Source organism: Tessaracoccus caeni (assembly GCF_029211185.1).
Lineage (GTDB): Bacteria > Actinomycetota > Actinomycetes > Propionibacteriales > Propionibacteriaceae > Arachnia > Arachnia caeni.
On record NZ_JARGDO010000002.1, the window covers coordinates 188,798 to 209,843 of the forward strand.

18 protein-coding genes and 1 pseudogene are annotated in these 21,046 nt (G+C 67.5%); 14 read left to right on the forward strand and 5 right to left on the reverse strand.

Annotation, left to right across the window (positions count from 1 at the left end; genetic code table 11):
• Positions 1-111: 111 nt before the first annotated feature.
• Together mshB and P0D62_RS03010 are read left to right on the forward strand one after the other, a co-directional pair.
• A complete protein-coding gene (mshB, locus tag P0D62_RS03005) occupies positions 112-1,002 on the forward strand; it encodes an N-acetyl-1-D-myo-inositol-2-amino-2-deoxy-alpha-D-glucopyranoside deacetylase (protein WP_275701136.1) in 891 nt (296 codons plus the stop codon).
• A gap of 243 nt (positions 1,003-1,245) precedes the next feature.
• Positions 1,246-1,713: a hypothetical protein gene (locus P0D62_RS03010; protein ID WP_275701137.1), complete on the forward strand. Its 468-nt coding sequence runs from the start codon at positions 1,246-1,248 to the stop codon at positions 1,711-1,713.
• Positions 1,714-1,716: 3 nt separating this feature from the next.
• Here the strand turns inward: P0D62_RS03010 and P0D62_RS03015 are convergent, their stop codons facing one another.
• Entirely contained in the window at positions 1,717-2,793 is a 1,077-nt protein-coding gene (locus P0D62_RS03015) for a branched-chain amino acid aminotransferase (protein WP_275701138.1), read from the reverse strand.
• 202 nt (positions 2,794-2,995) lie between these two features.
• Between P0D62_RS03015 and P0D62_RS03020 the strand changes: the two genes are divergently transcribed.
• Positions 2,996-3,817, forward strand: a complete 822-nt coding sequence (locus tag P0D62_RS03020) for a hypothetical protein (protein WP_275701139.1) — start codon at positions 2,996-2,998, stop codon at positions 3,815-3,817.
• A 414-nt stretch (positions 3,818-4,231) separates the two neighbouring features.
• On the opposite strand, the gene P0D62_RS03025 is transcribed toward P0D62_RS03020, so the two are convergent.
• Positions 4,232-7,069, reverse strand: coding sequence for an FAD-binding and (Fe-S)-binding domain-containing protein (locus tag P0D62_RS03025; RefSeq protein WP_275701140.1), 2,838 nt, complete (start codon positions 7,067-7,069; stop codon positions 4,232-4,234).
• 200 nt (positions 7,070-7,269) lie between these two features.
• On the opposite strand from P0D62_RS03025, the gene P0D62_RS03030 reads away from it, so the two are divergent.
• Complete coding sequence (locus tag P0D62_RS03030; protein WP_275701141.1) at positions 7,270-8,145, forward strand: AlbA family DNA-binding domain-containing protein; 876 nt, start codon at positions 7,270-7,272, stop codon at positions 8,143-8,145.
• Between the two features lie 26 nt (positions 8,146-8,171).
• Here the strand turns inward: P0D62_RS03030 and P0D62_RS03035 are convergent, their stop codons facing one another.
• Positions 8,172-9,152 carry a ribose-phosphate diphosphokinase gene (locus P0D62_RS03035; protein ID WP_275701142.1) on the reverse strand — a complete coding sequence of 327 codons (981 nt, stop codon included), beginning with the start codon at positions 9,150-9,152 and terminating at the stop codon, positions 8,172-8,174.
• A 377-nt stretch (positions 9,153-9,529) separates the two neighbouring features.
• Here P0D62_RS03035 and P0D62_RS03040 point away from each other — a divergent pair, with 377 nt between their 5' ends.
• Positions 9,530-10,822, forward strand: a complete 1,293-nt coding sequence (locus tag P0D62_RS03040; protein WP_275701143.1) for a TIGR04053 family radical SAM/SPASM domain-containing protein — start codon at positions 9,530-9,532, stop codon at positions 10,820-10,822.
• 713 nt (positions 10,823-11,535) lie between these two features.
• On the opposite strand, the gene P0D62_RS03045 is transcribed toward P0D62_RS03040, so the two are convergent.
• Positions 11,536-11,751 (reverse strand): hypothetical protein, encoded by a 216-nt coding sequence (locus P0D62_RS03045; RefSeq protein WP_275701144.1) that lies wholly within the window; start codon positions 11,749-11,751, stop codon positions 11,536-11,538.
• Between P0D62_RS03045 and P0D62_RS19140 the strand changes: the two are divergent.
• Positions 11,726-12,496, forward strand: a pseudogene (locus tag P0D62_RS19140) (proton-conducting transporter transmembrane domain-containing protein); the annotation flags it as partial. The gene P0D62_RS03045 and the pseudogene P0D62_RS19140 overlap by 26 nt on opposite strands.
• On the opposite strand, the gene P0D62_RS03055 reads toward P0D62_RS19140, so the two are convergent.
• Positions 12,445-12,642: a hypothetical protein gene (locus P0D62_RS03055; RefSeq protein WP_275701146.1), complete on the reverse strand. Its 198-nt coding sequence runs from the start codon at positions 12,640-12,642 to the stop codon at positions 12,445-12,447. The pseudogene P0D62_RS19140 and the gene P0D62_RS03055 overlap by 52 nt on opposite strands.
• A gap of 59 nt (positions 12,643-12,701) precedes the next feature.
• On the opposite strand from P0D62_RS03055, the gene mbhE reads away from it, so the two are divergent.
• The 8 genes from mbhE to P0D62_RS03095 all read left to right on the forward strand — a co-directional run bounded on the left by mbhE (position 12,702) and on the right by P0D62_RS03095 (position 21,034).
• Positions 12,702-14,312 carry a hydrogen gas-evolving membrane-bound hydrogenase subunit E gene (mbhE, locus tag P0D62_RS03060; protein WP_275701147.1) on the forward strand — a complete coding sequence of 537 codons (1,611 nt, stop codon included), beginning with the start codon at positions 12,702-12,704 and terminating at the stop codon, positions 14,310-14,312.
• Positions 14,309-14,737 (forward strand): Na(+)/H(+) antiporter subunit C, encoded by a 429-nt coding sequence (locus P0D62_RS03065; protein ID WP_275701148.1) that lies wholly within the window; start codon positions 14,309-14,311, stop codon positions 14,735-14,737. Before mbhE ends, P0D62_RS03065 begins: the two co-directional genes overlap by 4 nt.
• Positions 14,734-16,305: a Na+/H+ antiporter subunit D gene (locus P0D62_RS03070; RefSeq protein WP_275701149.1), complete on the forward strand. Its 1,572-nt coding sequence runs from the start codon at positions 14,734-14,736 to the stop codon at positions 16,303-16,305. The genes P0D62_RS03065 and P0D62_RS03070 overlap by 4 nt, the downstream gene beginning before the upstream one ends.
• Positions 16,302-16,946 carry a Na+/H+ antiporter subunit E gene (locus P0D62_RS03075; RefSeq protein ID WP_275701150.1) on the forward strand — a complete coding sequence of 215 codons (645 nt, stop codon included), beginning with the start codon at positions 16,302-16,304 and terminating at the stop codon, positions 16,944-16,946. The genes P0D62_RS03070 and P0D62_RS03075 overlap by 4 nt, the downstream gene beginning before the upstream one ends.
• Positions 16,943-17,263, forward strand: coding sequence for a monovalent cation/H+ antiporter complex subunit F (locus P0D62_RS03080; protein WP_275701151.1), 321 nt, complete (start codon positions 16,943-16,945; stop codon positions 17,261-17,263). The genes P0D62_RS03075 and P0D62_RS03080 overlap by 4 nt, the downstream gene beginning before the upstream one ends.
• A complete protein-coding gene (gene mnhG / locus P0D62_RS03085; RefSeq protein ID WP_275701152.1) occupies positions 17,263-17,679 on the forward strand; it encodes a monovalent cation/H(+) antiporter subunit G in 417 nt (138 codons plus the stop codon). Before P0D62_RS03080 ends, mnhG begins: the two co-directional genes overlap by 1 nt.
• Positions 17,680-17,753: 74 nt before the next feature.
• Positions 17,754-19,811: a phosphate acetyltransferase gene (gene pta, locus P0D62_RS03090; protein ID WP_275701153.1), complete on the forward strand. Its 2,058-nt coding sequence runs from the start codon at positions 17,754-17,756 to the stop codon at positions 19,809-19,811.
• A gap of 38 nt (positions 19,812-19,849) precedes the next feature.
• A complete protein-coding gene (locus P0D62_RS03095; RefSeq protein ID WP_275701154.1) occupies positions 19,850-21,034 on the forward strand; it encodes an acetate/propionate family kinase in 1,185 nt (394 codons plus the stop codon).
• Positions 21,035-21,046 lie beyond the last annotated feature (12 nt).

A 21,046-nucleotide genomic window follows, 5' to 3' on the forward strand; every position in this document is an offset into this window, starting at 1 on the left:
TGCGTCGAGACCTTCTCTATAGCGAGGCCTTCGCAGATACGCAGATCTGTGCACGGAACCCGCCGACCCAGAGAGACGAAGCGCCTTGACAGCGCACCTAATGTTGTCGGCGTGAATGATCGTCGCCTGTTACTCGTGCATGCCCATCCCGACGACGAGTCGAGCCAGTCGAGCGTGACCATGGCCCGCTACCTCGATGAGGGCGCCCAGGTGACGCTGGTCACCTGCACGCTGGGTGAGATGGGCGAGATCCTGGTGCCCGAGTGGCAGCACTACTCCCCCTACGAGCTGGGGCAGCACCGCAGCCGGGAGATCGTCGACGCGATGGCCTACATCGGCCTCACCGACCACGTCTACCTCGGCGGCATCGGCCACTACCACGACACCGGCATGGGCCGCGACGAGTTCGGCAACGCGATCGCCCCGTCGGAGATCCCGGAGGGTGCCTTCTGGCACGCGGATCTGCTGGAGGCCGCCAACCACCTGGTGGAGGTCATCCGCGACCGCCGCCCCCAGGTGATCGTCACCTACGACGAGCGCGGTAACTACGGGCATCCCGATCACATCCAGGCGCATCGGGTGACCGTCTACGCCATGATGCTGGCCGCCTCTCCCGTGCACCGTCCCGAGTTGGGGGAACCGTGGCAGGCCAGTCGGCTGCTCTACATCTCGCACAACACCCCGCTGTGGGCGAAGGCTTTCGCGATCGCCAAGGAGCGCGGGCTCACGCTCTGGGCGGACGAGGAGCGCGACGAGGACTCCTTCGGCCCGAAGGCGGATGAGATCGTGGCGGTAGTGCCCATCGACGGCTACCTCGACCGGGCCCGGAACGCCCTGTTCAGCTACCGCAGCCAGGTGTCCACCGAGGGCGAGTTCTGGCAGTTCTACCAGATCGTCCAGGAGCTCGACGGAGCCGGCGACGCCTACCAGCTCGGCTGGGGCACCCCGTTCCCACCCTCCGACGGCCCCGCCACCGACATCTTCGCCGGCCTGACCCTCTGACCACGCTCCTCGAGGTACGAGGCCACCCGCGGCCGAGCCCCTCGAAGAGCGTCATGTGTTCCTCGCCCAGCGCCTCCGCACCTCAGAGGGCGTCACCATCACGGTCTTTGAGGTGCGAGGCCGTCCGCGGCCGAGCCTCGAAAAGACCCAACGCGAGAATCCGCAGGAACCATTGGTGGTCGGGAGCCGTGATCCAGATCGTCGTGTTCCGGAGGGCTTGAACGAGGTTTCTAGGCTGGCGGCATGGCTTGGAAACCTCTCGCTGGCGCCGCGGCCGTCGTGTGCGCTGCGGCGGGCGTCGTCGGGTGCGCACCCCGGGGCGACAACGTTCCTCCGGCCAGTCCGGGCGGCGCCTATCTCGCCTCCCCGTCGCCCACGCCCGACTTCGTGCGCGAAGGGGTCAGCGTCGAATGGACGACAGTGGGCGCGCAGAAGGTTCTCGTTCCCACCGGCATCCGGCTACCGGACGACCTCGACATCACCGGTGCCACCGAAGCCGCCGTGATGTTCGCCGAGGATGACCCTCATGTCGTCCTCGACGCGATCACCGACAGCGCCGAAGAGGCGGGCTACACCGTCGCCGCGGACCCGCGGAAGGGCTGCCGGCTCTGGATAGGGCACGGCAACGCCGTCCTGCTCGACGCAGCCGACGGCGCCCAGATCCTGTCCTGGGGACCGGAATCCATGAAGGATGCCCTCGCCAAGGGCTAATCCTCAGGCGACCTTCACCGTCCAGCCGTGCTTGTCCTCCGCGCGGCCGAACTGGATGTCGACCAGGTGCGCGCGGATCTCCTGGGTCATCGGGCCCACCGCGCCGTTGCCGACGACGTACTCGCCGCGATCCGGGGTGTTGAAGCCGACGATGGGGGTGACCACCGCGGCGGTGCCGCAGGCGAACACCTCCTTGATATAGCCACTGGCCAGACCGGCCAGCAGTTCGTCGACGGAGATCGCTCGCTCGACGGCGGTGAGGCCGTGGTCGGGGGCCAGCTTCAGGATCGAGTCGCGGGTGACGCCGTCGAGAATGGTGCCCAGCGCGGGGGTGAGCAGTTCGTCGTCGGAGGTGACCATGGCGACGTTCATGGTGCCGCACTCCTCCAGCCACTTGTGCTCCGCACCGTCGGTCCAGAGCACCTGGCCGCAGCCGTGCTCGTAGGCCTCCTGGGCGGCGATCAGGCTGGCGGCGTAGTTGCCGCCGCACTTGGCGGTGCCGGTTCCGCCGGGGGCGGAACGGGTGAAGTTGGGGGTGACCCACAGCTTCATGGCATCGGAGTAGTACGGGCCGGCGGGCGAGGCGATGACGGCGAAGCGGTAGTTGTTGGCCTCGCGCACGCCGAGGTACGGCTCGGAGGCGATCTGGAACGGGCGGATGTAGAGGCTCTGCTCCTGCTCCCCCGACGGCACCCAGGCGGCCTCCAGCTCCACCAGCTGAGTGACGGCGGCGAGGAAGGTCTCCTCCGGCAGCGGTGCCATCCCCAGTCGCTGGGCCGAGCGGACGAAGCGCGCCGCGTTCTTCTCGGGACGGAACAGCCAGACGCTGTCGTCGTCGCGACGATAGGCCTTAAGCCCCTCGAAGATCTCCTGCCCGTAGTGCAGCACGGCCGCGGCGGGATGCATCGCGAAGTCGGCCATGGGCTCGATCCGGGGGTTCTGCCACCCGAGGCCCTCCGTGTAGTCGACGATCGCCATGTGGTCTACGTAGTACCTCCCGAAGGCCGGATCAGCCAGAGCCTTGCGACGGTCTTCGTCGGAGGTGGGCGTAGCGGTGCGTCGGACGTCAAAGAGGGTCATGAGGGCAACTGTAATCCTCCGCGTACGCTTCCGTTTTCCACCATCCGAGCCGTGAACCACGCCCCCGTTCACCGCTCTTCCGGACCTTGTCGAGCTCGGTCGCGTTCCTGTGGATAACCGATTTGCATTTCTGAGATTCCTAAGAGATTCTTATCTGCGGCACTCCCCCCTCGACAGTGCCACCCCGATTGGAGTCCCCCCTGTGCGCAAGCTCTTGTCGGCCGTTCTGGCCGGTCTTGCCATCGCCGGGTTCGCTAGCAGCGCCCACGCCCTTCCCACGGCGCCCGAACCTGTTGCCCCGCTTGAAGGCATTCCCGCACCCTGCGCTTCGACGCATGAGTGGCCCGAGGACGCCTCGATCGCGAAGATCAAGAAGGCGTTCACCAAGAACTTCGGCTTCGAACTGACCGGCGATCAGTGGACAAAGAAGAACCTCCACTCGATCAAGATCCTGTGGGAGACCTTCGACGCCGTCGAGTGCACGGACTACCGCAAGACGCTGCAGAAGAAGGTCGACGGCAACGTCGGCGTCAACGCCGCCGCCATCTCGGGCTACGCCTGGGGTGACTGGAGCCTCTCCAAGGGCAACCACGTCTCCCTCGACTTCAGCAAGTTCCAGCGCGCGCTGGACGCCGGCGACGAGGGTCGCCTGGTGCGTCTGGTTGCCCATGAGTTCGCCCACGTGTGGAACTCCGATCGGCACTCCAACCCGGCCTACTGGCAAGACTTCAAGAAGCTCTACCGAGCTGAGGGCAAGTTCAGCAGCTACGCGGACAACGACTCCGAGACCTTCGCCGACGCCGTCGGCTACTACGTCGGCCGCTGCGCCCTCGACAACCCCTACGACACCGGCGAGCACGACGCCTACTACGACTTCGTCAAGGATGTCGTCTTCGACGGTCGCGAGTTCGGCCCGGAGCCCGGCGTGAAGCCGGACTGCACCATCCCCGACGCCGACGCCGAAGTACCCGCCACCGGCCTCGCCGAAACCCCCGATTGGGTCTCCGCCCTCGCCGGCGAGTAACCACGAAAAAGCCCGCACCTCCCCCACGCTCTTTGAGGTGCGGAGGCGTTGGGCGCACTTCGAGACGCTCGTACCTCGCTCCTCAGCACCCGGACGAGCCCCGAAGCCGTAGCCTCGAAAAGAGCGACCGGCAGCCGAAGAACACTTCCAGCCAAAAGTCGCGCTCGCTCTCCTCGAGGCTCCTTCGTCGCACCTCGAAGAGCCTGGAGGGGACATGAAAGAGCCCGCACCTTCGCGCCGTTGCGTGGTGCGGGTTCTCTTCCCATCGGGCTGATCGGCGAAGAAACCGGGATACCGCCGATCTTCCCTTGTCGAGCCGGTAGTGGACGCTACCTGCCCGCTTGAACACATCATCTCAGACGCGTTGTCTCACCATGCGAGCGGGGTCGAATAAGGACGACCTTACGCACCTGACTACGACTTTCCTAAGACGCGAGCGGCCAACTCCTCCAACACGTGGGTGTAGACCTTTCCCGTGGCTCGGGTCATGCCCAACTCGCAGGTCCGGTTGCAGCTGAGGTACAGCTCGGCGTCCTCACGACGGGCAGAGGCGGCCTCGTCGCGCGTCGACGTGGCGGTGAGCTCCTCGTGCAGCAGACCCCGATCTCCGGCGAAGGCGCAGCAGCGCCATCCGTCGGGCACGACCGCCTCATCGGCCACCAAACCGGCAAGGAACAACAGCGCGTCGTTGACCCCGAGCTGCGTCGACGAACAGGTGGGATGCACCACGGCCTTGTGCGCCTTGGATACCCGAGGCAGCCGCGGTGCGACGTGCTCGGCCACCCATTCGGTGGCATCCAGCACCCGGATTCCCGTCACGCCGGCGTTCTTCAGCGCGACGATGATGCCCTCGGTGCAGGAGACGTTGTCGCAGACCAGCGGCAGCGCGCCGTCCCGGGTGTGCTCCCGCACCCAGGCGACCAGCTTCGTCTTCATGGTGTCGTAGCCCTTGGCCAGGCCCTTCGACTTCCACGGGGTGCCGCAGCACAGTTCGGACACGCCCGCGGGAGTGCTGAGCACCAGTCCCGCGCGCTCGGCCAGTTGGCGCACCGCGCCGGCCACGCCGGTGCCGCAGGCGTGCTGCGAGCCGAACATGGTGCCGACGCACGCCGGCAGGAAGATCGCATCCGCCGCGCCCGCGGGCGCCGGCCGGCGCACGGGCCCGCCGCCGGGCAATTCCTTGGACAGCGTCGGCACCACATCGGTGCCCACTACCGCCCGGGCGACGCCCAGCGCACCGCGCACCAGCGGCGTCGGCACCTTCTCGGTGACGCTCATCCCCACCGACGCCACCGTCAGCACGGTGTCCCAGTGCTTCGCGGCGACGTTCCAGCCCGCATCCAGGACCGCGTTCTGGTTCTCGCGACGGAGATCGCGCACCAGGTCTCCGGTGTTGATCTGCACCGGGCACGCCGTCGAGCACATGCCGTCGACCGCGCAGGTCTGGATCACGTCGTAGACCTCCTGCCTCTTCAGCGACGCCGCCAGTTCCTTCTCCCCCGCCGCCTCGGCCGCGGCGATGGCGCGCTGCACAACGATGCGCTGACGCGGCGTGGTGGTGAGGTGCTGGCTGGGGCAGACGGGCTCGCAGTAGCCGCACTCGACGCAGTCGTCGAGCACCGCGCGCACGGGCGCCGTGGGTTTGATGTGCCTGAGGTGCTGCTGCGGATCCTCGGTGAGCACCGCCCCGGGATTGAGGATGCGCTGGGGATCGCAGGCGTTCTTCACGTCCCACATCGCCTGGTACAGCTCGTCGCCGTACTGGCGCTGCACGAACGGCGCCATGATCCGGCCGGTGCCGTGCTCGGCCTTCAGCGTGCCCTCGTTGTTCAGCACCAGCTCCACCATGTCCTCGGTGAAGTCGTCGTAGCGCTTCAGCGACTCGGGCCCGGCGAAGTCCTCGGTCACCAGGAAGTGGATGTTGCCGTCCTTGGCGTGACCGAAGATGACGGCGTCCTCGTAGCCGTGCGCATCGAACAAGGTGTGCAGCTCGGAGCACACGCCGCCCAGCTGCTCCATCGGCACCGCGACGTCCTCGAGCAGCGCGGCCGTGCCCTTCGGACGGTTGCGCGCCACCTTGGTGTAAAGGCCCTTGCGCATCACCCACATCTGGGCGCGGCGCGCCGCTTCCTCGGTGAGTTCCGGCGACGACGCCAGGCCACCCAGGCCAGCGAAGACGTCGTTTCCGGTCTGGATCCGCTCGGCGATGCCGTCGGCGTCGTCGGCCTGGTACTCGACGAGCAGCGAGGCCTCGTTGGCGGGCTGAAAGCCCTCGGGCAGCACGCCTCTGGCATCCTCGCCCATGGCACGGATGGAGGCGGCGTCGATCAGCTCGACGACGTCCGCGCCCGAGTAGACCAACGCGGGCAGCGCCGTCGTGGCCGCAGCGAGGCTCTCGAACAGCAGCAGGCCAGTCGCGGTGCGGGCCGGCACCTTCACCGTCCGGAAGGTGGCCTCCGCGACAAAGCCCAGCGTGCCCTCGGAGCCGATCATCAGGTGCTCGAGGATCTTGACCGGGGTGTCGAAGTCGAGGAACGAGTTGAGGCCGTAGCCCATGGTGTTCTTGATGGCGTAGCGGCGCCGGATGTCGGCCTCGTGGTGTTCGCGACGCAGTTCCTCGCGCAGCCGCTCCAGCACCTCCACCAGGTGCGGCTCGTTGGCGCGCAGGTCGACGTCGGCGGTGGGCGAGGCGGTGTCCACGACGGTGCCGCTGGGCAGCACGATCACCATCGACTCGATGGTGCGATAGGCGTTGGCCACCGTGCCGCAGGTCATGCCCGAGGAGTTGTTGGCGATCATGCCGCCGACGGTGCATGCGATCTCGGAGGCCGGGTCTGGGCCCAGCTTGGTGCGATGCCTGGCCAACGCGACGTTCACCTGCCGGATGGTCATGCCGGGCTGCACCCGCACGCGGGCGCCGTCGTCGAGCACCTCGAGGCTGCGGAAGTGGCGCCGCACGTCGACGGTGAGCCCTTCCGAGAGCACCTGGCCCGACAGGCTGGTACCTCCGGAGCGCAGCGTGAGCGGCCAGCCGAGCTGGGAGGAGATCAGCATGGCGGTGGCCACATCGTTCACCGACGTCGCCCGCATCACCGCATCGGGAGCGCGCAGGTAGTGCGACGCGTCCACCGCCAGGGCGATCCTGTCGAGTTCGCGCGTGCTCACCGCCTCGGTGCCGAGAACGGCGCGCAGGGCCTCGACGCCCGCTAGGTTGCCGGTTTCGAGAAGGGCACGAGAAGTGGTGACGGTCACGGAAAGCACCTCATCCATTTCGGAAGCAGAATCTTGTTTAAAAAGGCTTGTCAGCTGCAGTTCGGTCGACGATCGTCGTCGACCTCTCCCGACACTGGGAAGTCACTCCAGAGCCTATCTACCGCCCTCGCCGCGGCGACACCGGGGTGGGGCAATGATATCATGGTGTCGATCTTTACTCTCCGATCCCGAGGACCGCGATGAACCCACCAGCGCTACCGGACGCCCCTCTCCAAACCGTCGCGGTCTTCCTGCTGATCTCACTGCTCGTCGCCTGGGGCCTCAGCCTGGTCGCCCACCGGATCCTGCGCGGTCGGGCACGACTGCGCGGCTCCACGTCGATCGTCATCAGTCTGATGGGGATGGCGGTGGGCCTGTTGCTGCTGAGCTGGACCGGCACGACGTCACCCTTGTGGAGCGCGCTGACACTGCTGACCTCGCTGGGCATGTCGCTGCTGGGCATCGCGCTCTACGGCGCGCTCGTGACGCACTTCCAACGCCCGCAGCGCGGCTCCGTCCCGGAACTGCTGAAGGCCGGAGAGTCCGACCGCGTCGAGTTCAAGTCCACCGCACGCGTCAACCTGCACACCGGTAAGAAGGACGACCGGATGGAGCAGGTCATCGCCAAGACCGTGTGCGCCTTCCTCAACACCGACGGCGGCACCCTGCTGATCGGCGTCGACGACGACGGCACACCCCTGGGCCTCGAGCCGGACTTCGCCACGATGAAGGCCCCCGACGCCGATCGCTACGAGCTCTGGTTGCGCGACCTGCTCTCCAACACCCTCGGCCAGCACGTCGCGGCTCTGGTGCAGGTCGAGTTCACGACGCTGCCCTCGTCCGACGGCACCCCGGCCGATGTCTGCCGCGTCACCGCTCCACCGGGCCCGACGCCTACCTATTTCCGTCCCAACAAGTCCGCGACGCCCGAACTCTGGGCACGGCTCGGCAACAGCAGCCGCCAGCTCACCGTCGACGCGGCCACGGAGTACGTGATGCACCGCTGGCCGCTCAGCCCGGCGGCCAACTTCCGAGCCCAGTTCCGGGCCGTCTTCCGCAACTCGGTGCCGGAGTAGCTCTCGAATCGGACGGGGGCTGGGGACTAGAAAAGCCCCTCCGGCACCGGGGGCTCGGAATAGGCGGGATCGACGCCTTTGAACAGCTTGGCGACGGACTTGCCACGGTGGATGCGATCGATGGCACCCGCGAAAAGCCCGGCCACGGACAGCACCGTCAGGCCAGGGAACTTCTCGGGGGCGGGAACCGTGTTGGTGGCCACCACTTCGGAGATCGCGTCGCTGCCGGTGAGCCGCTCCACCGCGTTGCCGGTGAACAGCCCGTGGGTGCAGGCGACGGAGGTGCCGACGCAGCCGAAGTCCTGCAGCCGGTTGACGATCTCCAGGATCGAGCCACCGGTGGCGATCTCGTCGTCGAGCACGATGGCCTTCTTGCCCTGAACGTCGCCGACGATGTTGTCGATCACCACTTTGTCGTCGCCTAGGCGCTGCTTGGAACCCGCCGCGACGGGCAGGTTCAGCAGGCGCGCCAGCAGCGTCGCCTGCTTCGCGTTGCCAAGATCGGGCGAGACGACAACGTGGTTGGTGAGGTCGCGCTTGCGATAGTGGTCGGCGATCACGCCCAGCGCCGTCAGGTGATCCACCGGCACCGAGAAGAAGCCGTGCACCTGCGGCGCATGCAGGTTCATGGTGAGCACCCGGTGTACGCCGGCGGTCGACAGGAGGTCCGCCACCAGACGCCCGCCCAGGGAGATCCGCGAGGCGTCCTTCTTGTCCGAGCGCGCATACGCGTAGTGCGGGATCACCGCCGTGATCTGGCCGGCCGACGCCCCGCGAGCCGCGTCGACCATCAGCAACAGCTCCATCAGGTGCTCCTGCGTGGGCGGCATCAGCGGTTGCACGATGTAAACATCCGATTGGCGGCAGTTGGCCAGCAGTTGCGCCTGCAGACAGTCGTTGCTGAACCGCGAGATGGCCACCGGACTACGGGGCACCCCCAGCTTCGCGCAGATCTCGTCCGCGAACCCCGGATGCGCCGAGCCCGAAAAAACAGTGATGCCCTTCACCAAGTACCCCTTCATCCTGTTAGAGCTCCCGCCAGTGGGTGGGGCCGTAGCGAGGACGTACTGGATGGATGACATGGCAAGGCAGAGAACGAAACTGCCATTGGACATGCCAGTGAGTTCGATAACGAAGCCAGGTCGCCATCCAGTGCGCCGCAGTAGGTGTCACCCACTGGCGGGAGCTCTCACTCAGACCCTAGTGCCCTCCGTGCCCACCCGCCCATTCGCTGGGCATACGTGCACACATCTGCACCTGCGTTGAGGCCTCCCGTATATCGCGAGGCCTTCGCGTATACGCAGATTTGTGCACGGATAAGAAGGGAAAGGACTAGGCAGGGGGTGCCGTCGGTGGAATTACGACAAGTCGTAGGATCAATGGCATGACAGCACAGCCGACCACGCATCCCGGAGCCGCCGACCCCACGACGGGGCACCCTGGCGGGCATCCGGGGGGACATCCCGGTGGTCATCCTGGCGGGCACCCCGGAGGACATCCGGGCGGTCACCCGCACACCGCGCGCAAGGGCGTCGTGCGCACTCTGCATCACGATCCGGGCGAGCGACCCCACGTCATCGTCTGGGAGGTCACCCGTGCGTGCCAGTTGGCCTGCAAGCACTGCCGCGCCGACGCGTTCACCAAGGCCGATCCGCGCCAGCTCACCACCGAGCAGGGCAAGGCGCTGCTCGACGACTTCGCCGCCTACGGCACCCCACGTCCCATCGTGATCCTCTCCGGCGGCGACGCCTTCGAGCGCCCCGACCTGGAGGAATTGATCGCCTACGGCAAGTCGGTCGGACTGCCTATCGCGCTGTCCCCGTCGGTGACACCACTGCTCACCGACGAGCGCCTCGCCTCGGTGCGCGAGGCCGGCGTCAACGCCTTCTCGATCTCCCTCGACGGCGCCACCCCCGAGACCCACGACTCCTTCCGCGGCATCGACGGCACCTTCGCCGATTCGATGGAGGCCGCGAAGCTCGTGGTCAAGCACGGCTTCCGCTTTCAGGTGAACACCACCATCTGCAAGAACAACCTGCACGAGCTGCCCTACATCCTGAAGACGGTCAAGGAGATGGGCGCGTGGATGTGGTACCTGCTGTTCCTGGTGCCGATGGGGCGCGGCTCCAACCTCGAGCCCCTCAACCCCGAGGAGATGGAGGACGTGCTGCACTGGCTGCACGACGTCTCTGACCGGATCGCCGTCAAGGTCACCGAGGCCCCCAACTACCGCCGCGTGGCCATCCAGCGCGACGACGCCCGCGCCGCTGGGAAGCCCATGCCGAAGACGGGCGAACTGCACGACTGGCTGATGCGCACCACCGACGAGTTGCTGGGAGAGGTCACCGAGCGCCGCCCACCGCGTCCGCCGATCGGAGTGAACTCCGGGCGCGGCTTCGCCTTCGTCGACCACATCGGCGACGTCTACCCGTCGGGCTTCCTTCCGGTGCGCTGCGGCTCGGTGAAGGAGCAGCCCTTCCACGAGATCTACGCGGAGGCGCCGATGATGAAGTCGCTGCGCGACCCCGCCGGCTACTCCGGCAAATGCGGAAAATGCGAGTTCAACTGGATCTGCGGCGGCTCTCGTGCCCGCGCCTACGCCATGGCAGGAGACCCCCTTGCCTCCGACCCGACGTGCATCTGGCAGCCGGAAGCCCTCCGCAAATCCGCCACCTGACCGCGACCACATGACGCTCTTCGAGGTGCGGAGCGCAGCGGAGCCTCGAGGAGAGCGACCGGCAGCCGAAGAGCCAAGTTGTGTGGAGGATGGGGTCCGCCTTCACGCTCTTCGAGGTGCGGAGGCGCTGGGGCGTACTTCGAGACGCTCGTACCTCGCTCCTCAGCACCCGGACGAGCCCCGAAGCCGCAGCCTCGAGGAGAGCGACCGGCAGCCGAACGCGTAGTCGTGTGGAGGATGGGGTCTGCGAGTGGGTGTGGTGGGCGTAAAAGCCGTCCAGCACGCGCGAAGCGCCGTGAGGCGGCCGGGCGGGAGCAGACCCCATCCGGAACACGACGGACGTGACCAGAGTCCCCGACCACAAGCCCTCAAGCGCCGTCACGCTCTCCTCGAGGCTCGGCCGCGAACGGCCTCGCACCTCGAAGAGCGTGGGTGGGTGCACCTCGAAGAGCACGATGGCGGTGGTCGAACCCCATCCGTAACACGACGGTCGTGCCCACCCGCTAAACTAGGGCGCGCCACCAGACCCGCCTACAGGAAGGGCCTTTGCGCGTGCTTTTCGCCCTGATCTCGTTCCATGCGATCTTGGGCGTCTTGACGCCCCTTCTTGTTCGCTGGCTGGGAGCGCGCGCCTACTTCGTTCTGTCGCTGGCCCCTCTGGCCACCGGGATCTGGCTCCTCACTCTCACCTCGACGATCACGTCGGGGCAGGCTTACGTCGACAGAGTCGAGTGGATTCCAGCGCTGGGCGTCTCGCTGGACGTGCGCATCGGGCTGGTGCAATGGGTGTTGGGGTTGATCGTCACCTGGATCGGCGTCGCGGTGCTGTTGTACTGCCGCTGGTATTTCTCCGACGAGATGCACACCCGCAGCGCGTCCATCCTGACCCTCTTCGCGGGCACCATGGTGGGCCTGGTGACCGCCGACAACTTGGTGGCCTTGTTCGTCTTCTGGGAGTTGACGACAGTCTTCTCCTACATCTTGATCGGCCACGACCCCACCCGTCGCGCCAACCGCGGTGCGGCCCAGACGGCGTTGATCGTCACCACCACCGGCGGCCTGGCGATGCTGCTGGGCATCGTCGCACTGGGTGAGACGTCCGGCACCTACTCGCTGTCCGAGCTGCTGCTCGACCCACCCTCCGGAGCGCTCGCCACCGCTGGCGCGCTGCTGATGCTGGTGGGCGCGCTCAGCAAGTCGGCTCTCGTCCCGTTCCACTTCTGGCTGCCGGGCGCGATGGCCGCACCGACGCCCATCTCCGCCTACCTGCACGCCGCCGCCATGGTGAAGGCTGGCGTCTACCTCGTCGCGGTGCTGGCACCCGCGTTCGCGACGGTGCCCTACTTCCGCCCGACGGTGCTGCTGCTGGGCACCGCCACCATGCTGGTCGGCGGCTGGCGCGCGCTGCGTCAGGTGGATCTGAAACTGCTGCTCGCCTACGGCACCGTCTCCCAATTGGGCTTCATGGTGCTGCTGCTCGGCATGGGCACCAAGGCCGGCGCACTCGCGGGCCTGGCCACGGTCGTGGCGCACGCGCTGTTCAAGTCGACGCTGTTCATGTGCGTCGGCATCATCGACCATTCGGCCGGCACCAGGAACCTCAAGGAGCTGAACGGGGTGGGCTACCGCGCCCCGTGGCTGGCCATCGTCGGCGGCCTCGCCGCGCTCTCGATGGCGGGCGTGCCGCCGCTGATCGGCTTCGTGACCAAGGAGTCGGCCTTCGAGGCGATCGTGCTGCTCGTGGAGGGCGACGTCGGCACGATCACCCCTCTGGGGGCGACGGCCTTGGCCTTCGCTCTGGTGTTCGGCGCGATGCTCACGGTCGCCTACAGCCTGCGCTGGTGGTGGGGGGGCGTTCGCCCCCAAGGACGGCGGTCCGGTGCTGAGCTGGCACCGGCCGGCGCGCGGCATGGTGGCCATCCCATCGGTGATCACGCTGGCCAGCCTGGGCGGCGGCTTCCTCGGCCATCAGCTCACCGATCTGCTGTTGCCCTATGCCGCCACCATTCCCACGGGCTACAAGCCCCACGGCCTGGCCCTCTGGCACGGCGTGACCTGGCCCCTGGTGATGTCGCTCACCGCGCTGGGCCTCGGCATCGGGCTGTTCCTCGCCCGCGACATCATCGCCCGCACCCAGGCCTCCTTCCCCGACGTGATGGCGGCCGAGGAGATGTACCACCGCTCCATGCGCGGGCTCGACCGGCTCGCCGTCGAGACCACCGCGCGCACCCAGCGGGGCTCGCTGCCGATCTACCTCGGCACCATCCTGGTGACGCTGATCACGCTGGCCACCTACGCGATGCTCCGCATCCGGGTGTGGCCGCAGTACCGGCCCGCCGACTCCCCCGCCCAGGTGCTGGTGGCGATCGTGATCATGGCGGCCGCCTTCACCGCGGCCAAGTCGCGCGGCCGGATCCGCGCGGTGCTGCTCACCGGCGTCACGGGATACGGGTTGGCGATGCTCTTCGTGATCGCCGGCGCGCCCGACCTGGCGCTCACCCAGGTGCTCGTCGAGACGGTCTCACTCATCATCTTCGTGCTGGTGATCCGCAGGCTGCCGCGCTACTTCACCAACCGTCCGCTCACCTCGACGCGCTGGTGGCGGGTGCTGGTGGCGGCCGCCGCCGGCCTCACCGTCACGCTCGTCGCGCTGGTGGCTTCCGGGGCCCGGATCGCCGAGCCCATCTCCGAGGGCTGGAAGACGGCCGCCTACGAGTTCGGCTATGGCAAGAACATCGTCAACGTGGCCTTGGTCGACATCCGCGCCTGGGACACCTTCGGCGAGATCAGTGTGCTGGTGATCGCGGCGACGGGCGTCGCGTCGCTGATCTTCATCCAGACTCGCTCCGGGAAGGTGACTCGCACCCGCGAAGCCCTACGCGCCAGGGATCAGGAGCAGCAGGCCGATAGTTCCCCGGGGGTGTGGCTGCGCGGCGGGCAAACCCTGTCGCCGATCGTGCGTTCCCTGGTGTTCGAGGTGGCCACCCGCATCCTGTTCCCGATCCTGGTGCTGGTGTCGTTCTACCTGCTCCTGGCCGGGCACAACGCGCCGGGCGGCGGGTTCGCAGGTGGCCTGGTGGCGGGCATGGCGCTGATGATCCGCTATCTCGCCGCCGGCCGGCACGAGCTCGACGAGGCCGCTCCCTTCGACGCCGGTCGCCTGCTGGGCTCCGGCCTCCTGCTGACGATCGGCACGGCCGTGGTGCCGGTGTTCTTCGGAGGGGTGATCCTGCAAACCTACGAGTGGCACCTGGACATCCCCGGCCCGGACACCTGGACGACGCCGTGGGGCAGCACCTGGCCGCTGTTCGGGGAACTGCACCTGGTGAGCTCCACCGTCTTCGATGTCGGCGTCTATCTCGTGGTGGTCGGCATGCTGCTGGACGTGGCGCGCAGCCTCGGCTCCGGCATCGACGTGCAGGCCAGCGAGCAGCGCGCCCCGCTGCCCCTGATCAACTCGGCCAAGGCCCTTCCGGGAGGCCGCCGATGAGCGCCAACCTGACCCTCGCCATCGCGGCCGGCGTCCTGGTCGCGTGCGGCATCTACCTGCTCCTCGAGCGGTCGCTGACCCGCATCCTGATCGGCGTGATCCTCACCAGCAACGGCGTCAACGTGCTGTTCCTGATCGCCAGCGGCGCCCGTGGCGGCTCCCCGATCCTCGGCAAGACCGATCCCGGGGACATGTCCGATCCCTTGCCCCAGGCGATGGTGCTGACGGCGATCGTGATCACGTTGGCTGTCACGGCCTTCGTGCTGACGCTGGCCTATCGCAGCTTCCAGCTGCATGGGCACGACGAGGTGGCCGACGACGTGGAGGACGCGCGCATCCGCCACCTGGCCGAGGCCGACGAGGCCTCCGAATCCTATGAAGAAACGAAGTTCTCCGACGAGGGCGAGGATGTGGTGAGCGAATGACGAACCTGCTCCCCCTCCCCATGCTGCTGTCGATCTTCGGTGCGGCGGTGGCGCTCGCCCTGCCCCGCCGTCCTCGGTTGCAGCGCGCGATCTCGGTGCTCTCCCTCACCGCGGTGGTGGCGATCGCGGCGGTCTTCGTCTGGTACACCGACCACCACGACGTGATGACGCTATGGGTGGCCGGCTGGGACGCCCCGTTGGGCATCGCCCTGGTGGTCGATCGGCTGAGCGCCCTGATGCTGCTGGTGGCCTCCGTCGTAGCGCTGGCGGTTCTGGTGTTCTCCACCGGCCAGGACGACGACGAGCTGAAGCGCGAGACCCCCGTCTCGATCTTCCACCCCACCTTCCTGCTGCTGATCGCCGGCGTCTCCAATGCCTTCCTCGCCGGCGACCTGTTCAACCTGTTCGTGGGCTTCGAGATCCTCCTGTTCGCCTCCTACGTGCTGCTGACCCTGGGCGGCACCGCCGACCGGGTCCGCGCCGGCACCACCTACATGGTGGTGAACCTGCTGAGCTCGTCGCTGTTCCTGCTGGCGCTGGCGTCGATCTACTCGGCGACGGGCACGATCAACCTGGCGCAGCTGTCGTTGCGGCTCGGCGATCTCACCGAGCCCGTGCAGCTGCTGCTCCAGGTGCTGCTGCTGATGGTGTTCTCCATCAAGGCGGCGATCTTCCCGCTGTCGAGCTGGCTGCCCGACTCCTATCCGACGGCACCCGCCCCCGTGACGGCCGTGTTCGCGGGCCTGCTCACCAAGGTGGGCATCTACGCGATCATCCGCACGCAGACGCTCCTCTTCCCCGAGTCCCCGCTGACGGGGCTGCTGATGGTGGCCTCGCTGCTCACCATGGTGATCGGCATCCTCGGCGCGGTGGCGCAGGTGGAGATCAAACGAATGCTGTCCTTCACCCTGGTGTCCCACCTGGGCTACATGGTCTTCGGCATCTCCATCGGCAGCCAGATGGGCCTGGCCGCCACGATCTTCTACACGGCTCACCACATCACCATCCAGGCGACGCTGTTCCTTGTCACCGGCCTCATCGAGCGACGCGGCGGCACCTCGTCGCTGGAGGGGCTGGGCGGCCTGCTGAAGACCGCACCGGTGCTGGCGCTGCTGTTCTTCGTGCCGGCCATGAATCTGGCCGGCATCCCGCCGCTGTCCGGCTTCATCGGCAAGCTGGGCCTGCTCCAGGCGGGCGCCGACTTCGGCGGCCCTCTGGTGTGGGTGACCATGGTGGGTGGCATCATCACCAGCCTGCTCACCCTGATCGCCATGGCCAAGGTGTGGAACCGCGCGTTCTGGGGCGTTCCCCCGTCGGAGCTGAAAGACCTCGACACCGCGGTCAACGAGGTGGACTACGAGTTCGCCGAGAAGGACGCCGACGACGAGGACGACGCCGACACCCGGCCGATGCCGCCGCTCATGGTGGGCGCGACCACCGCGCTGGTCGTCTTCGGCCTCGCCCTGACGGTGTTCGCCGGCCCGCTGTACGCCTACGCCGAGCGCGCCGCCGAGTATCTGCACGGCGATGCCTACGTGTCGGCGGTCCTTCCGGAGGAGCTGCGATGAGCGAGATCCCCACCACCGACAGCCCCGTGCTGGGGGCCGAGCCGTCTCGTCGGATCAAGGTCCGCCGGCGCCTCCGAGCGCGCCCCATGAGCATGATCGTCTCGGGCATCATCTGGTGTTGCCTGTGGGCGAGCCTCAGTCCCGCGGTCTTCCTCGGCGGGGCGGCGCTCGGCTGGCTGGTCACCGTGATCTTCCCGCTGCCGCCCATCTTCTGGACTGGGCGCTTCAGCCCCCTGAACTTCCTGGTGCTGCTCGGACACCTGCTCGCCGACCTGGCGGTCTCGTCGTTCCGGGTGCTGCTGATGGTGCTGCCGAAGAAGATCGATCTGCGCGCCGGCATCGTGCGCGTCGATCTCCACTCCGACAACGACCTCTACCAAGTGCAGGTGGCAACGTTGATCTCGCTGGTGCCCGGCACCGTCGTGGTCGAGGTGGTGCGCAAGAAGCGCAGACTGTACCTGCACGTGATCGGCATGGATCCGCACGACCCGACCGGCGTCGTGCAGGCCATGACCACCGGCGTCGAGCGACGGGTGATGCGCACCTTCGCCTCCAAGACGGAGCTGGCCGAGTTCGAGGCGAAGTGCCTCGCGGCCTCTCGCGCCGACGAGACCGCCGACGACTGGGAGGTGGAGCAGTGAGCCTCGCCGTGATGATCATCCTCGGCATCGCCGGTGCCGCCTTGTTCGCCACCGCCCTGATCGCCATCTGGCGCATCGTCGCCGGCCCCAGCCAGCTCGATCGCAGCATCGCCGCCGACCTGATGGTGGCGGTGGTCATCGCCTCCGTCGGCATCTGGATCATCGGCACCCGCTCCGACACCGAGCTCGGCATCCTGCTGCTGCTCAGCATGTTCGGCTTCACGGGGGCCGTGGGCATCTCCCGGATGGTCTCCGACCGCCTTGTGCAGCGACGCCAATACGACCGCCTGCAGAACGACCGCAAGAGGGGGCAGTGATGAACGAGATCTTCGACCTCATCGGGGCGATCCTGGTGCTGGTGGGCGCCCTGCTGTGTCTCGGTGCGGGGGTCGCGCTGGTCCGGTTCCCCGACACCCTGAGCAAGATGCACGCGATCACCAAGCCCCAGGTGCTGGGCTTGATCTGCATCGTGCTCGGCATCGAGTTCGCGCTGCGCACCTGGTGGACGCTCGGCATCATGGTGCTGATCGTGTTCTTCCAGCTCACCACCTCGCCGGTCTCGGCCAATCTGATCTCCCGGGCGTCGTACCGCTCCGGCCTGATCGCCGACGAGAATCTGCTGATCGATCAGCTGGCCGAGGATCTGAACGAGGCCGGCTACGAGCAACGCGGCGGCTGGCAGCGCGCCGAGGTGCTCCAGGCCCCGGCCGACGCCGAAGACTCCACTCGGTAATCGATCCCGAGGACGGCCACAGCAAGTCGTTGGACTGCCGTCCACAAGGAGGTCCGGCATTGTAGGCTGCCCCTGTGACCAAGAGCGTTTATATTGCCTCATCGGAGCGGCGGGTCTCCAAGTCGTCGATCGCGTTGGGCGTCGTTGATCTGTTTTCTCGCCAAGTCAGGTCGGTCGGTGTGTTCCGCCCGCTGGTCGAGTCCCTCGACCAAGACCAGGTGACCTCCGCCCTGCTCAGCTTGAAGGGTGTGCGCCAAGACCTGTCCAGTGCGCTGGGCGTCACCTACCACGACTTCTTGGCCGATGCCGGGGCCGCGATCGACACCATCGTCGCGAAGTACTCGGAACTGAAGCAGAAGTACGACGCCATCGTGGTGGTGGGGTCCGACTTCGAGGACATCGCCTCGGCTTCCGAGCTCGATCGCAACGCGCTGATCGCCGCCAACCTGAACAGCCCGGTGCTCTACGTCTGCAACGCTGACGGACGCTCCCCCGCGGAGGTCGGCCGCCTCGTCGACGCCGCCGCGAAGACGTTCGAGGCCCGCAGCAACCGCGTGATCTCGCTCATCGCGACGCATGCCGACCCCGGCGGCCGCGAGGAGATCGCCGAGGTGCTGCGCGCGCTGCGCGACGTACCGATCTCCGTGATCCCCGAGGACAAGGTGCTGAGCGCGCCGTCCATCGAGCAGCAGTTCCAGGCCGTCGGTGCGCGCCATTGGCTGGGCAACGAGGACTTCGGCAAGAACGAGTCGCTGCACACCATCGTTGGCGCCATGACGCTGCCCAACCTGCTGCCCTACCTGAAGCGCGAGTCCACCGTGATCATGCCGGCCGACCGGCTGGATCTGCTGCCGGGCCTCGTGATGGCGCACCGCTCGCCCGAATACGGACCGCTCGCCAGCATCGTGCTCACCGGGGGCTTCGACATCCCCAACTCGATGGACGTGCTGTTCCGCGACGCCGAGGTCGACCTGCCGGTGGCCCGCACCGCGCTCGACACGTTCACCACCGCCGTCACCCTGCAGACGCTCTTCGGCACCTCGACGGGCTCCGCGCGCAAGATCGAGGTCTCCCGGGCGCTGTTCTCCAGCTACGTCGATCAGGACGCGCTGCTGTCCGCCATCGATCTTGGCGGCACCGAGATCCGCACGCCCACCATGTTCGAGCATCAGATCATGCAGCAGGCGCGCGGCGACCGTCGTCGCATCGTGTTGCCCGAGGCCACCGACGACCGGGTGCTGGAGGCCGCGGCCGTGGTGCTCAACCGCGGCGTCGCCGACATCACGCTGCTGGGCGACGCCCCGCACATCGCTCGTCGCGCGGCAGAGCTGGGCCTCAACCTGTCGACGGCCGAGGTGGTCAACCCCAAGGATCCCGAGTTGCTCGCCCGCTTCGCCGACGAGTACGCGCGTCTGCGCTCGCACAAGGGGGTCACCGTCGAGCAGGCCACCGAGCGGATGGCCGATCTGTCCTACTTCGGCACCATGATGGTGCACCTGGGCATGGCCGACGGCATGGTCTCCGGCGCGATCAACACCACCGCCAACACGATCCGGCCGTCGCTGGAGTTCATCAAGACCCAGCCCGGCGTCTCCGTCGTGTCGGGCTCGTTCCTGATGTGCATGAGCGATCGCGTGCTGGTCTACGCCGACTGCGCCGTCAATCCCGATCCCAACCCGGCCCAGCTGGCCGACATCGCGATCGCCTCCGCCCAGACGGCGGAGACCTTCGGCATCGAGCCACGGGTCGCCATGCTGAGCTACTCGACGGGTAACTCGGGCTTCGGCGCCGATGTCGACAAGGTCCGCGAGGCCACCGCCATCGTTCGTGAGAAGGCTCCGCACCTGAAGGTGGAGGGCCCCATCCAGTTCGACGCCGCAGTGGACGTGGATGTCGCGAGGCAGAAGATGCCCAACTCCGAGGTGGCCGGCAAGGCGACGGTGTTCATCTTCCCCGACCTCAACACGGGCAACAACACCTACAAGGCCGTCCAGCGCCACTCCGGCGCCGTGGCCGTCGGCCCGATGCTGCAGGGCCTCAACAAGGCCGTCAACGACCTGTCGCGCGGCGCGCTGGTCGACGACATCGTCTCCACCATCACCATCACCGCGATCCAGGCCCAGACCCTCTGAGCCTTTCGCATCCCACCGAACAAGGAGAGCGATTCCTCGTGTCCCAGCCCATCCTGCTGCTCAACTGCGGCTCCTCGTCGATCAAGTACCAGCTCCTCGACCCGGAGCACGTCAGCCCACTGGCCGTCGGCATCGTGCAGCGCATCGGGCTGGGCGAGTCGACGATCACCCATGAGGTGGGCGGCGAAGAGTTCCAGGTCGAGCAGCCGTTCGCCAATCACACCGAGGCCGTGGCCAAGGTGGTCGAGATGTTCCGGACCCATGGCCCCAGCCTCGACGATGTGCGGGCGGTCGGTCACCGCACCGTGCACGGCGGCTCCTCCTTCGTGGAGTCGGTGCTGATCGACGAGGCCGTCATCGAGGAACTGCGCAAGCTGTCCACCTTGGCGCCCCTGCACAACCCGCCGGCCATCGCCGGCATCAACGCCGCGCAGGAGGTGCTGCCGCACGTGCCGCACGTCGGCATCTTCGACACCGCCTTCTTCGCCCAGCTTCCGGCCGAGGCCTACACCTACGCGATCGACCGCGAGATCGCCGAGAAGTACTCCATCCGCAAGTACGGCTTCCACGGTACCTCGCACCAGTACGTGTCCGCCGAGGCCGCGAAGTTCCTTGGCCGCGACATCGCCGACCTCAAGCTGATCGTCTGCCATCTCGGCAACGGCGCATCGATCTCCGCGATCGACGGCGGCGTGGCGGTGGAGACCTCCATGGGCCTCACCCCGCTGCAGGGTCTGGTGATGGGCACGCGCTCCGGCGACGTCGACCCCGGTCTGCATCGCTACCTGAGCACCTACGGCTACTCCGCCGGTGAGATCGACACGATCCTGAACAAGAAGTCGGGCATGCTCGGCCTCTGCGATTACACCGACATGCGCGACGTGGAGGCCCAGATCGCCGAGGGCAACGAGGTGGCCGCCGCCGCGCGCGACGTCTACGTGCACCGCCTGCTCACCTACATCGGTTCCTACATCGCGGTGCTCGGCGGCTGCGACGCGGTGATCTTCACCGCCGGCGTCGGCGAGAACGCGGGCTTCATCCGCGAGGCCGTGGTCAACCGGCTGGCGTTCTTCGGCGTGAAGATCGACACCGAGGCCAACAAGGTCCGTTCCAAGCAGCCCCGCCGCATCTCCACCGAGGACTCGACGATGGCCGCCCTGGTGGTGCCCACCAACGAGGAGCTCGCCATGGCACGGGAGACCCTCCGCGTCATCGGCGCCTGATACAACAAGCAC